This window comes from Aquabacterium sp. (assembly GCF_016234775.1).
In the GTDB taxonomy this organism is placed as follows: domain Bacteria; phylum Pseudomonadota; class Gammaproteobacteria; order Burkholderiales; family Burkholderiaceae_C; genus Aquabacterium.
Window position 1 is genome coordinate 79,502 of the sequence record NZ_JACRAH010000031.1, and the last position, 12,062, is coordinate 91,563.

Below are 12,062 nucleotides of genomic sequence, written 5' to 3' on the forward strand. Positions count from 1 at the left end.
TGCGGACTTGGCGGCGGGCTGCACGCTGGATGGAGTGGAGGGCTTCTTCGGCATGGCGGTATGTAATGAGGTTGTTCGAGCGATGCGTCAGACGCGTTTTTTCTTGACCACCACAGTGGCCTTGCTGGCCTTTGGCAAGTCTTTGGGCGAGGTAGATTGCAATTGGGCCAACGCTGCTTGCGCAGCTGCCTGCTCGGCTGCACGGCGAGAAAGCCCCTCGCCCGTCACAGCCAGGTCCAGCGCGGGCATCTCACAGGCTACGACGAACGTTTGCTCATGCGCCTTGCCTTTTGTTTCAACGATGGTATAGGTCGGAGTCGGCATCTTGCGCCCCTGCAGCCACTCCTGCAAGGCCGTCTTGGCGTCCTTGCTCCAGCCGTCCATGGTGGACTCGACCACCAACGGCTCAAACAGCCGCAAGACGAGATCACGTGCGGCATCAGCGCCCGCATCCAGGTACACGGCGCCGATGATGGCCTCCAGCGCGTCAGCCAGAATCGAGGGCCGCTGCGCGCCGCCTCCCTTGGCCTCGCCCTCGCTCAGGCGCATCACCTCTGGCAAACCCAACTGTTGCGCCAGCTTGTGCAACATGTCCTGACGAACCAGATGCGCCCGAACGCGAGTCAGATCACCTTCATCGCTGCGGTCAAACTGCTTGTACAACAAGGCCGACACGCCCAGGCTCAACACCGCATCGCCCAGGAACTCCAGTCGCTCGTAATGATCTGCCCCGAAGCTCTTGTGGGTCACGGCTCGCGCCAGTAATCGGGTATCTGCAAAAACGTGGCCAAGCCGTTGCTGCAAGGCCAGCAATGCGGGCGTCAGCGCCTGAGCCGAACTCAGGCCATCGTGATGATTGCGCTTGGACGTGCTTGCCATTAAAACAAAGCGGGCCTGAACTCAGGCCCGTGAAAAGAGATTTGCCAAAAGGCCAGCCTCACTTGGACTGCCCTTCAAACTTCAAAAGCAGGTAGACCGGCGGAATCAGCTCGATCTCCCGGTCGTAGGCGAACTTGACCACGACCTTGTCGTCTTCCTTTGTGATCTCCAGATCCTTGGCACTGATGGAGGTCACGCCATACTCGATCTGCGTTGACCGGTCAAAAGAGGCGCGAATCTCGGCAACGGTGCTGCCGCCTTCACGCGCAGCCTTGTTGACCATGCTCTGGATGGTGCGGTATTCGGTCACCGCCGGAAACACCTTCATCAGCACCAGCGCAAAGGAAGAGATCAACACGGCCCAGAACAGCAGGCCAATCAAGGTGATGCCCGACTGCGCCGATGGCGAGCGACGAGCGAAAGAAGAACGAGACGCCACGTTCATCATGTCTGTCCTGGCTTATTGAAAGAAACCGATGCGTTTGAAATCGCCGAAGTTCATCCAGATCACGAAGGCCTTGCCCACGATGTTTTCATCAGGCACAAAACCCCAGAAGCGAGAATCCAGAGAATTATCGCGATTGTCGCCCATCATGAAGTAGTGACCTGGCGGCACCTTGCACACCACGCCTTCACCACTGTAGCGGCAGTTTTCACGGCCAGGGAAATCTTCAACGGCTTGCTGAGGAATGAAGCCCGGTCGATTCTTGTCCTCGATCACGCTGTGCTTCATGGGTGCCAGATTTTCCATGTAACGCGAGTAGTAGCGCAAGCTGTCTTCATCATAGAACTCGGCCATGGCCGTTTTCTCGATGGGCTTGCCATTGATGGTCAAGCTCTTGTTGATGTAGGCGATCTCGTCGCCCGGCACGCCGACGACACGTTTGATGTAGTCCAGACTGGTGTTGACTGGATAGCGGAACACCATCACGTCGCCACGTTGGGGCTCGTTGTTGGCGATGATCTTCTTGTTGATCACCGGCAGACGCACGCCATAGTGGAATTTATTGACCAGGATGAGGTCGCCCACGAGCAGCGTCGGGATCATCGAACCCGACGGAATCTTGAACGGCTCAAACAGGAAGGAGCGCATCAGGAAGACAGCGCAAATGACCGGAAACAGCCCAGCAGTCCAGTCCAGCCACCAGGGCTGCATGAGCAGCTTGTCTCGTGCTTGCGCCACGTTGCCGTCAACCTGGGCAATGCCCTGGCTGGCCAACTGCGCACGGCGCGATTCGTCCTCGGCCACCAGCTTGGCCGCAGCGGCTTCGCGCTCGGGCTGGAACTTGTAGCGCTCGGCCAGCCAATAGACCAGCGTGACCAGGGTCAGCACAAACAGCAGCAGCGAGAAGTTGCCGTGCCATTGGCCCACATACCAGCCCCCCAGGTACGCCACCAAGGCAGCGTACAACACACCTGTGATCAAACTCATCAATCGTCCACTTGAAGGATGGCCAGGAACGCTTCTTGTGGCACCTCGACGGAGCCAACCTGCTTCATGCGCTTTTTACCGGCCTTTTGTTTTTCGAGCAGTTTCTTCTTACGCGTGATGTCACCGCCATAACATTTTGCCAGCACGTTCTTGCGCAGGGCCTTGATGTTCTCGCGGGCAATGATGTTGCCGCCGATGGCCGCCTGAATGGCCACGTCATACATCTGACGCGGGATCTGTTCGCGCATCTTGGCCGCCACGGCACGGCCGCGGTACTGACTTTGGGCACGGTGCACGATGATGGACAACGCATCCACGCGGTCGCCGTTGATCATCAGGTCCACCTTGACCACGTCGGAGGCGCGGTACTCCTTGAATTCGTAGTCCATCGAGGCATAGCCACGGGACACGCTCTTGAGCTTGTCGAAGAAGTCCAGCACGATCTCGGCCAGCGGCATCTCATAGGTCAGCATGACCTGACGGCCGTGGTAGGCCATGTTGAGCTGCACGCCACGCTTGAGGTTGGCCAGCGTCATCACGGGGCCCACATAGTCTTGCGGCATGTAAAGGTGCACGGTGACGATAGGCTCGCGGATCTCCTTGATCTTGGCGATCTCAGGCATCTTGGAGGGATTCTCCACGTCGATGACTTCACCGCCATTGAGCTCGACCTGGTAGACCACACTGGGCGCGGTCGTGATCAGGTCCTGATCGAACTCACGCTCCAGACGCTCCTGCACGATCTCCATGTGCAGCAGACCCAGGAAGCCGCAGCGGAAGCCAAAGCCCAGCGCTTGCGAGACTTCAGGTTCATAGCGCAAGGACGAGTCATTGAGCTTGAGCTTTTCCAGCGCATCGCGCAGTTGGTCGTACTCGCTGGCCTCGGTGGGATACAGGCCCGCAAACACCTGCGGCTGGATCTCCTTGAAGCCTGGCAGCGCCTCGGTGGCCGGACCGGCGTTGTTGGGCAGTTTCTTTTCCACGGTGACGGTATCGCCCACCTTGGCGGCCTGCAACTCCTTGATGCCGGCGATGATGAAGCCCACCTCGCCTGCCTTGAGCGACTCGCGGTTTTCAGACTTGGGCGAGAACACGCCCAGGTGTTCGGCCGGATAGACGGCGTTGGATGCCATCATGCGGATGCGCTCACCCTTGCGCAACTGGCCGTCGACCACGCGCACCAGCATGACCACGCCCACGTAGTTGTCGAACCACGAGTCGATGATCATGGCGCGCAGCGGGCCATCCGGATCACCCTGGGGTGGCGGGATACGGGCCACGACGGCCTCGAGGATCTCATCCACGCCCATGCCGGTCTTGGCCGAGCAGGGGATGCCATCGGTGGCATCGATGCCGATCACGTCTTCGATCTCGGCCTTGGCGCGCTCGGGATCGGCCTGCGGCAGGTCCATCTTGTTGAGCACGGGCACCACTTCAACGCCAAGGTCGAGCGCGGTGTAGCAGTTGGCCACGGTCTGGGCTTCCACACCCTGGCTGGCATCCACCACCAGCAAGGCACCTTCGCAGGCGGACAGCGAGCGGCTCACTTCATACGAGAAGTCGACGTGGCCCGGTGTGTCGATGAGGTTGAGGTTGTAGACCTGGCCATCCTTGGCCTTGTATTGCAGTGCGGCCGTCTGGGCCTTGATGGTGATGCCGCGCTCACGCTCGATGTCCATCGAGTCGAGAACCTGCGCTTCCATCTCACGGTCACTCAAACCACCACAGCGCTGGATGATGCGATCGGCCAGCGTGGACTTGCCGTGGTCGATGTGGGCAATGATCGAAAAGTTACGGATGTGATTCATAAAAAAAAGGCACGTCCAAAGGTGTGACGCGCCTTCCAACAAAAACGTATGGCAACTGCTTGTTGGGCTTTCATTGTATCGAAAAGCCCCACTGAAAAGGCCGCGTCACAGCCATGAACAGGGATGTTGCGAGCACCCTCAAAATTGTTATCCACACGTTATCAACAGGCCACTGTGGGTAACTTGAGCGATTTGATTTGCTTCTTGGGGGAGGATTCGCCAGCCCAGGGATTGTATCGGCAATCCCAACGCCGCCCGCTCAGTTATCAACAGCAAAATGGCCTGTCGAGCGCAACCAACAACCCTTCACTTCAATCAAGTTTTCGGTGATTTTTTCGCGATAAAAAACCCTGATCGGCTTGCGGATACCGATCAGGGTCGCTGCCAGCGAGCAGGCGCCTTGACGCCCGTCATCACTGTTTACTTGGCATTCGGGCGAATCACCGCGTATTGCGCCCACTCACCACGGCGCACCAGAACGCTCACAGGACGACTGCGATCGAGCTTGCCCAGCACGGCCTCGAACTCCTTGACGCCACTGATCTGCACGTTGGCAACGGCCAAAATCACATCGCCGGCACGCAGGCCCGCACGAACGGCAGGGCCTTCAACGGACTCCACGAACACACCGCCGCTCTGCTTGAGCTCGCGCTTTTGCTCGGCGTTGAGATCGGCGATGTTCAAGCCCAGGGCAGACGCGGCCAGCTTGGCTTCAGCTTTGCCCGCTTCTGCCTTCTCACCCTTGGCCTTGGCCGCATCCAGCTCGGCTACCGTGATGCTCAGATCCTTGTAGGCACCACGACGGAAAACCTGGATGGAGGTCTTTGTACCGGGCTTGGTGCCGCCAACCAGGCGTGGCAAATCAGGCGCCTTGTCGATGGCCTGCCCACCGAACTTGGTGATGATGTCACCAGCCTCCAGACCGGCCTTCTCGGCAGGCGTGCCAGCCTCCACGCTTTGGACCAGGGCGCCCACCGGCTTGCCCAGACCAATGGACTCGGCCACATCCTTCGTCACCGGCGCAATGGCGACACCAATGCGCCCACGAACCACCTTGCCGCCTGAGCGCAGTTGCTCGGCCACCTTCATGGCGTCATCAATGGGAATCGACAGCGAGATACCCATAAAGCCACCCGAGCGGCTGAGGATCTGAGAGTTGATGCCCACGACTTCGCCGCGCATGTTGATCAAAGGGCCGCCCGAGTTACCGGGGTTCACCGCCACGTCCGTCTGGATGAAACGGATCTCCTCACCGGTGTCACGCGCCTTGGCGCTGACGATGCCGGCTGTCACCGTGTTGTCCAGGCCGAATGGTGTGCCAATGGCCATCACCCATTCACCCACCCTGAGCTTGCCCACATCACCAATCGCCACGGCGGGCAGCTTGCTGGCTTCGATCTTGAGCACGGCCACATCGGTGCGTTTGTCAACACCCACCACCTTGGCCTTGAACTCGCGCTTGTCCGTGAGGTTCACGTAGACCTCGTCCGCGCCATCGACCACGTGCGCGTTGGTCATCACATAGCCATCGGTGCTGACGATGAAGCCCGACCCCAGGCCACGTGGACGCTCTTCGCCATGTTCGCCGCCCTTCTTGGGCGCATTCTTGCGTGGTGTCTGGCCAGGCATGGGCGTGCCGAAGAAGCGGCGGAAGAACTCACGCATCTGGGCATCAGCCTCGTCATCGCCCTCCTCGGACTCTTCAATGCGCTGCGTGGTGCGAATGCTTACCACCGATGGGCCCACGCGCTCAACCAACTCCGAAAAGTCTGGCAAACCTTTAACCAGCAAGGGTGCCTGAGGCGCCGCGGGCTGCACTGCAGGCGCCACGATCGGCGCCGGCTGCTGCGCTTGTGAAGCGTGGGGGAACAAACTGGAACTCAGCACCAGCGCCACGGCCGAGACCACCGAGCCGACGACCAGCGTGCGGCGAGCGACGGAAGGGGTCGAAGAGACTGACTGATTGGAAAACGTCATTTGCAAAACCTCGTTTGACAAAAAAACGATACAAATTGAAGGGACAGGAACTACAACGTAGGAGCCAGACAAATGGCTGACAGTTCACTCAAGCGGTGTGAAGAGAAGTAAAGATAACAAAGATCAAGGCCGCTGCAACCCGAAAGCTGAACAGCGGCCCGTAAGGCGGAAAGACGGCTGTGTTAGCGGCCGTCAAACACCACTTGTCTGATCAATTGCCCTTGACCGGCAAATGAGGCCTCGCCGGATGAGCCGACTTGCTCGGCAGCGAGCGCTTGATCCAGGTGCGGATCGCGAACGATGACGATGTCACCAGGACGATTGAACGACGCGCCGCCTTCAATGGACAAACCCGACATGCGGGTGGCGTCTGCCCCCAGGCCATTACCAGACCATTGCGTGGGAACATAAGCGTGGCCCACCCCACCTGCCGTCGTTGCCCAGCCCCCCCCCGACTGCGCCAGCGCGGCGTCACCCGAGGCCGCACCGTTGCCGACGGGCAAGATCTGAGACGACATCAAGGCACCCACTACCATGACAAAGCCAGCGGCCACGGCCATCGGCCCAGCCCAGGCGCGACGCTTGAGTGTGTGCACCACGGCAGGCGTCGGGACGATGTCAGGCGCGCCACGTACGGCTTGAGCGGCACTCGGCGCCAGCACCACAGGCTCTTGCGCCAGGCGTTCGCGGAATTTGGCCAGGAAGGCATCGCCGGATGCGCCATGCGCCAGATCATCCGAACGCATCACGTCACCAATCACCTGATACGCCTGCCATGCGGCTCGGGCATCGGGCTGCTCGCGCCAGGCAGCGCAAGCACGGGCCACCTCTTGAGATTGAGCTTCCCCATCAGCCAACGCCGACAGGGCTTCGCGGACGGCGTCACTGTCACTGAAACGGTCAGACATGCGTATTTGCTCCTGATACACGCCCCGGATGTCGCATCACGCGTCATCCACATGACAGACAGACTCATCCAACTGAAAAAAGTTCACTCAGATTTACATTTGAGCGAACGTCATCACCAGCGTTCGCCCTGCCGGGTATCCAGCAAGGGACGCAGGCGGGTCGCGATGGCTTCCCGGGCGCGAAAAATCCGCGAGCGAACCGTGCCGATGGGGCAGTTCATCATCTCGGAAATTTCCTCATAACTCAGGCCCTCGATCTCTCGCAAGGTGATGGCCTGGCGAAGATCTTCGGACAGCGACTCGATGGCCGCATTCACCGTCTGGGCAATCTGTCGACTGGCCAGAACGGATTCCGGCGTTTCGCCGTCGCTGAGTTCGTTTTCCACACGAGAGCTGCCCTCTTCCTCGTCATTGACCGACGCCATGGCCGATTCAGTGAGAACGGGGTCACGCTTGAGACCAATCATGGCCTTTTTGGCGGTGTTGACGGCGATGCGATAAAGCCAGGTGTAGAACGCGCTTTCGCCACGGAAATTGGGCAGCGCACGATAGGCACGGATGAAGGTTTCCTGGGCGATGTCTTCAACCAGGTCCACATCCCGCACCATGCGTGCGATCAAACGCTCGATGCGGCGCTGGTACTTGACCACCAGCATTTCGAACGCCTTCTGGTCACCGCGCTGCACCCGCTCAACCAAGGCCGCATCGACGTCCACAATCGGGTCAACCGGCTCAGTATGTACGGCAGCTTCCGCGACCGACAGGCGCACATGAGGCGACGCAGTCTGGTCAGGCTGCGCCTGATCGACTGGCTCCTGAGGCTTCACGAGCGTTCTCCGGCACGAGTACCCACACCATCACGGCGATCCTCGTCACGCATGACCAGCGTCGAGGGAAAGACAGACTCTGCGCCGGAATGCAGATGACTCAGCCCTGAAAGCGACCCGGGGGGCATGACAGATGAACGCAACTTGGATCCTGATTTGAATGGTGGCAGCCATGATGCCATTGTCCGAATCACCCCGGAGACCGCGCCCCCTCGCCTTGATGGCTTTGCAGGCAAGGCCGACCGGCGTTGAGGCGCCAGATACAGAAGGGATCTCAATTGATGCAAGGCGTCACGCGATTGCGGTGCCGCAGCACCTGGCCGTTGCGCCTTGGCATCCAGCCACAACCAGGTCTGGCGAGGAGAACTGGCATTCAGGGAGATGACCCGCAACAACATCCAGCGCTGCAGGTCCATCTGCACCTCGATGCGCACGGCGGCATCCCACTGCGCAAGCCGAAAACCGCCTACAGTGAGGCGTATGCCATCTTCCTCGACCTCACGCACCGGCCCGGTCCACAACAAGGTCATGGGCGCCTGATCGGCACGCCAGACGGACCAGGTTGACCAGGCCAGCCAGCACCACCCCACAGCCACAGACAGCCCGGCTGTCAGGAGCAGAGGCGAACTACCCCAGACAATGGCTTCATGAACCAGACCAACCACCCAGGCGAGCACCATCGCGCCACCAGCCAACCAGAACAGGGCTGCGGTGCGATGCACAGCTGGCAAGCCCCCCGAGCCCGACCAAAGGGCCCAGGCATTGGGTCTCATCATGGGGTGCGGGGCCATCTTGACTTGCTGCAAACCAATGTGCCCAAGCGCCCGTCAATCAGACGCGCTTGAACACCAGCGAACCGTTGGTGCCGCCGAAGCCGAAGTTGTTCTTCACGGCCACGTCGATCCTCATCTCGCGCGCGGTGTTGGCGCAGTAGTCCAGGTCGCACTCGGGATCCTGGTTGAAGATGTTGATCGTGGGAGGCGAGATCTGGTGGTGCACAGCCAGCGCCGTGAACACGGATTCAATGCCACCAGCACCACCCAGCAAGTGTCCCGTCATGGACTTGGTCGAGTTGACGACCAGATTCTTCGCGTGGTCGCCAAACGCCGCCTTGATGGCGTTCGTTTCGTTGGCATCGCCCAGCGGCGTGGAGGTACCGTGCGCATTCAGGTAATGAACCTGATCGGGGTTGATACCGGCGTTGCGCAGCGCCGACAGCATCGAGCGCTTGGGGCCGTCTACATCCGGTGCGGTCATGTGATAGGCGTCACCGGTCATGCCGAAGCCGACCAGTTCAGCGTAAATCTTCGCGCCACGCGCCTTGGCGCTTTCGTACTCTTCGAGCACCATGACACCAGCGCCCTCACCCAGCACGAAGCCATCACGGTCCTTGTCCCAGGGGCGTGAAGCCGTCTTGGGATCATCGTTGCGTGTGGACAGTGCGCGGGCAGCAGCAAAGCCGCCAATGCCCAAGGGCGACACGGTGGCTTCTGCGCCACCGGCGACCATCACGTCGGCATCGCCGTACTCGATCATGCGGGCAGCCAGACCGATGGCATGCAAGCCCGTCGTACAAGCCGTGACCACGCCGATATTGGGGCCCTTGAAGCCGTACTGGATGGACACGTGGCCGGAGATCATGTTGATGATCGATGCGGGCACGAAGAAGGGCGAGATGCGGCGAGGGCCGCGATCGGTGTATTCCTTGTGGGTCTGCTCGATCATGGGCAGACCACCAATGCCGGAGCCAACCATCACGCCAATGCGTTCGGCCAGCTCGGGTGTCAGGGCCTCGCCCGTCGGCAGGCCCGCATCACGGACGGCCTGCATGGAAGCAGCCAGACCGTAATGGATGAAGGTATCCATGTGACGGGCTTCTTTGGCGGGGATGTAATCCTCGATGTTGAAGCCCTTGACCTCACCTGCGAACTGGCAGGCGAACGCCGAGGCATCGAACTTGGTGATGGTTTGGATGCCGGATTGGCCAGCAACCAGATTCGACCAGGATTCCTGAACATTGTTGCCCACGGGGGTAACCAGGCCCAGGCCTGTGACGACGACGCGACGACGGGTCATGCTTGGATTTGAAAAGGGTTGATTCGATGTGAACAAGGCCCGAGCTCAGCGAGCAAGGGCCTTGGTCTGACTCAATCGGCTCAGGCCTTGACGTGCGACTTGGCGTAATCGATCGCCAGTTGCACAGTCGTGATCTTTTCAGCCTCTTCGTCGGGGATTTCGATGCCGAACTCGTCTTCGAGGGCCATCACCAGTTCAACGGTGTCCAGGGAATCGGCGCCCAGGTCGGCAACGAAGGCCTTCTCGGGGCTGACTTCAGACTCGGCAACACCAAGTTGCTCTGCAATGATCTTCTTGACGCGTGCTTCGATATCGCTCATGACTCCTCCAGGAGGTGGTGCAAACAAACCAGGGATTTTACCGGTTCGGCGTGTCTATAACGCCGCCGGCTCGAAAAAGGAAATTGAGATTCCCTGAACAATCTCAAAATCAGTTCATGTACATGCCGCCATTGACGTGCAGTTCCTGCCCCGTGATGTAGCCGGCTTGAGGCGAGGCCAGAAAGGCCACGGCGTCGGCAATGTCATCGGGCTGGCCCAGACGGCCCAGCGGGATTTGCGCCTTCAAGGCGGTATGTTGCTCTTCAGTCAGGGCGCGGGTCATATCAGTATCGATAAAGCCCGGCGCCACACAGTTGACGGTGATGTTACGGCTACCCAGCTCGCGGGCCAGCGCACGGGTCATGCCCGCCACGCCTGCCTTGGCGGCAGCATAGTTGGCCTGACCGGGGTTGCCACTGGCGCCCACGACCGAGGTGATGTTGATGATACGGCCATGGCGCTGCTTCATCATGGGGCGCATCACCGCGCGGCTCAGACGGAACACGGCCTTGAGGTTGGTGTCGATGACGGCATCCCAGTCATCGTCTTTCATGCGCATGGACAGGTTGTCGCGGGTGATGCCGGCATTGTTGACCAGCACGTGAAGCGCGCCATGCTCCTTGAGGATGGCATCCAGCGCGGCGTCTACAGCGGCGCCATCGGTCACGTTCAGGACGATACCCTTGCTGCCATCGAAGCCAGCCAGCGCCTCGCTGATACCTTGCGCGCCAGATTCGGTGGTGGCCGTGCCAATGACCTTGAGGCCACGCTGGGCCAGGCTCAACGCGATGGCGCGGCCGATACCGCGGCTGGCACCGGTCACCAGCGCCACTTGTCCCTTGAATTCCGTGCTCATGCCAGCAGCCCCTTGGCTTCAGCAAGCGAAGCCGGATCAAAAATGGTGGTTGCAATCAAGTCTGCGTCGATGCGCTTGACCATACCGGCCAGCACTTTACCTGGGCCGCACTCGATCACATGTGTCACACCCCGCGCCTTGATGGCGGCAATGGTTTCGACCCAGCGAACGGGGCCAAAAGCCTGGCGATACAGCGCATCACGGATGGCGTCGGCATCAGCGGCGACAGCCACGTCGATGTTGTTGATCACAGCAATCTGTGGTGCGGCAAAGGCCGTTGCGGCCAGCTTTTCCTTCAGGCGCTCGGCAGCAGGCTTCATCAGGCTGGAGTGAAACGGCGCCGACACCGGCAGCGGCAAGGCGCGCTTGGCGCCCGCGGCCTTCAAGACCTCGCAGGCTTTTTCGACCGCTGCCTTGGTGCCGGCAATCACGGTTTGCTTCGGATCATTGAAATTCACGGCTTCGACAGCTTCGCCGACAGCGGCGGCAGCTTCAGCACAACCAGCCTTCACACCTTCTGCGTCCATGCCCAGGATGGCGGCCATGCCACCGGTGCCCACGGGCACGGCGTCCTGCATGGCTTGCGCACGGAAGCGCACCAGGGGCAAGGCATCTTTCAAGGTCAGCACGCCGGAGGCCACCAGTGCCGAGTACTCACCCAGCGAGTGGCCCGCTACGGCAGCCGGATTCAGGCCGGTTTCAGCCAACCAGGCGCGCCAGCAAGCCACACCCGCCGTCAGCATCACGGGCTGGGTGTTGGTGGTCAGGTCGAGCGATTCCTTGGGGCCTTCTGCAATCAGGCGGGCGATGTCTTCACCCAGGGCATCAGAGGCTTCGGCCAGTGTGTCGCGCACGGCGGCGTGGCCTTCCCACGCATTGAGCATGCCCACGGCTTGGGAGCCCTGGCCGGGAAACACAAAAGCAAATGCAGTCATGACGAGGTCCTTGGTACTGTCTCTGAGAAATGAGTGTTGTGGGT

The 12,062-nt window shown here is 60.4% G+C and carries 12 protein-coding genes; all 12 read right to left on the bottom strand.

The annotated features are described in order from the left end of the window. Positions 1 to 87: 87 nt before the first annotated feature. Positions 88 to 879, bottom strand: coding sequence for a ribonuclease III (rnc, locus tag HY836_RS09040; RefSeq protein WP_290675626.1), 792 nt, complete (start codon positions 877 to 879; stop codon positions 88 to 90). A 58-nt stretch (positions 880 to 937) separates the two neighbouring features. Continuing rightward, entirely contained in the window at positions 938 to 1,324 is a 387-nt protein-coding gene (locus HY836_RS09045) for a DUF4845 domain-containing protein (RefSeq protein WP_290675628.1), read from the bottom strand. A 15-nt stretch (positions 1,325 to 1,339) separates the two neighbouring features. Then, positions 1,340 to 2,311, bottom strand: coding sequence for a signal peptidase I (gene lepB, locus HY836_RS09050; RefSeq protein ID WP_290675630.1), 972 nt, complete (start codon positions 2,309 to 2,311; stop codon positions 1,340 to 1,342). Then, positions 2,311 to 4,119 carry a translation elongation factor 4 gene (gene lepA / locus HY836_RS09055; RefSeq protein ID WP_290675632.1) on the bottom strand — a complete coding sequence of 603 codons (1,809 nt, stop codon included), beginning with the start codon at positions 4,117 to 4,119 and terminating at the stop codon, positions 2,311 to 2,313. Before lepA ends, lepB begins: the two co-directional genes overlap by 1 nt. A 420-nt stretch (positions 4,120 to 4,539) precedes the next feature. Beyond that, positions 4,540 to 6,096: a DegQ family serine endoprotease gene (locus HY836_RS09060; RefSeq protein ID WP_290675634.1), complete on the bottom strand. Its 1,557-nt coding sequence runs from the start codon at positions 6,094 to 6,096 to the stop codon at positions 4,540 to 4,542. A 182-nt stretch (positions 6,097 to 6,278) separates the two neighbouring features. Then, complete coding sequence (locus HY836_RS09065) at positions 6,279 to 7,004, bottom strand: sigma-E factor negative regulatory protein (RefSeq protein ID WP_290675636.1); 726 nt, start codon at positions 7,002 to 7,004, stop codon at positions 6,279 to 6,281. A gap of 113 nt (positions 7,005 to 7,117) precedes the next feature. After that, on the bottom strand, positions 7,118 to 7,723 hold the full coding sequence (gene rpoE, locus HY836_RS09070) for an RNA polymerase sigma factor RpoE (protein ID WP_290675772.1): 606 nt from the start codon (positions 7,721 to 7,723) through the stop codon (positions 7,118 to 7,120). 104 nt (positions 7,724 to 7,827) lie between these two features. Then, the gene (locus tag HY836_RS09075) at positions 7,828 to 8,607 is read right to left on the bottom strand and encodes a hypothetical protein (protein WP_290675638.1); all 780 of its coding nucleotides are present in this window, start codon (positions 8,605 to 8,607) and stop codon (positions 7,828 to 7,830) included. 55 nt (positions 8,608 to 8,662) lie between these two features. Then, complete coding sequence (fabF, locus tag HY836_RS09080) at positions 8,663 to 9,907, bottom strand: beta-ketoacyl-ACP synthase II (RefSeq protein ID WP_290675640.1); 1,245 nt, start codon at positions 9,905 to 9,907, stop codon at positions 8,663 to 8,665. 80 nt (positions 9,908 to 9,987) lie between these two features. Next, positions 9,988 to 10,227, bottom strand: coding sequence for an acyl carrier protein (gene acpP, locus HY836_RS09085; RefSeq protein WP_035034663.1), 240 nt, complete (start codon positions 10,225 to 10,227; stop codon positions 9,988 to 9,990). A 109-nt stretch (positions 10,228 to 10,336) separates the two neighbouring features. Further along, positions 10,337 to 11,083, bottom strand: a complete 747-nt coding sequence (fabG, locus tag HY836_RS09090; protein WP_290675642.1) for a 3-oxoacyl-ACP reductase FabG — start codon at positions 11,081 to 11,083, stop codon at positions 10,337 to 10,339. Next, positions 11,080 to 12,018: an ACP S-malonyltransferase gene (fabD, locus tag HY836_RS09095; RefSeq protein WP_290675644.1), complete on the bottom strand. Its 939-nt coding sequence runs from the start codon at positions 12,016 to 12,018 to the stop codon at positions 11,080 to 11,082. Before fabD ends, fabG begins: the two co-directional genes overlap by 4 nt. Positions 12,019 to 12,062 lie beyond the last annotated feature (44 nt).

What these genes read in the sequence shown, in the direction of transcription:
- rnc (WP_290675626.1), bottom strand. Translation starts at nt 879, where the DNA reads ATGGCAAGCACGTCCAAGCGCAATCATCACGATGGCCTGAGTTCGGCT.
- HY836_RS09045 (WP_290675628.1), bottom strand. Translation starts at nt 1,324, where the DNA reads ATGAACGTGGCGTCTCGTTCTTCTTTCGCTCGTCGCTCGCCATCGGCG.
- lepB (WP_290675630.1), bottom strand. Translation starts at nt 2,311, where the DNA reads ATGAGTTTGATCACAGGTGTGTTGTACGCTGCCTTGGTGGCGTACCTG.
- lepA (WP_290675632.1), bottom strand. Translation starts at nt 4,119, where the DNA reads ATGAATCACATCCGTAACTTTTCGATCATTGCCCACATCGACCACGGC.
- HY836_RS09060 (WP_290675634.1), bottom strand. Translation starts at nt 6,096, where the DNA reads ATGACGTTTTCCAATCAGTCAGTCTCTTCGACCCCTTCCGTCGCTCGC.
- HY836_RS09065 (WP_290675636.1), bottom strand. Translation starts at nt 7,004, where the DNA reads ATGTCTGACCGTTTCAGTGACAGTGACGCCGTCCGCGAAGCCCTGTCG.
- HY836_RS09075 (WP_290675638.1), bottom strand. Translation starts at nt 8,607, where the DNA reads ATGATGAGACCCAATGCCTGGGCCCTTTGGTCGGGCTCGGGGGGCTTG.
- fabF (WP_290675640.1), bottom strand. Translation starts at nt 9,907, where the DNA reads ATGACCCGTCGTCGCGTCGTCGTCACAGGCCTGGGCCTGGTTACCCCC.
- acpP (WP_035034663.1), bottom strand. Translation starts at nt 10,227, where the DNA reads ATGAGCGATATCGAAGCACGCGTCAAGAAGATCATTGCAGAGCAACTT.
- fabG (WP_290675642.1), bottom strand. Translation starts at nt 11,083, where the DNA reads ATGAGCACGGAATTCAAGGGACAAGTGGCGCTGGTGACCGGTGCCAGC.
- fabD (WP_290675644.1), bottom strand. Translation starts at nt 12,018, where the DNA reads ATGACTGCATTTGCTTTTGTGTTTCCCGGCCAGGGCTCCCAAGCCGTG.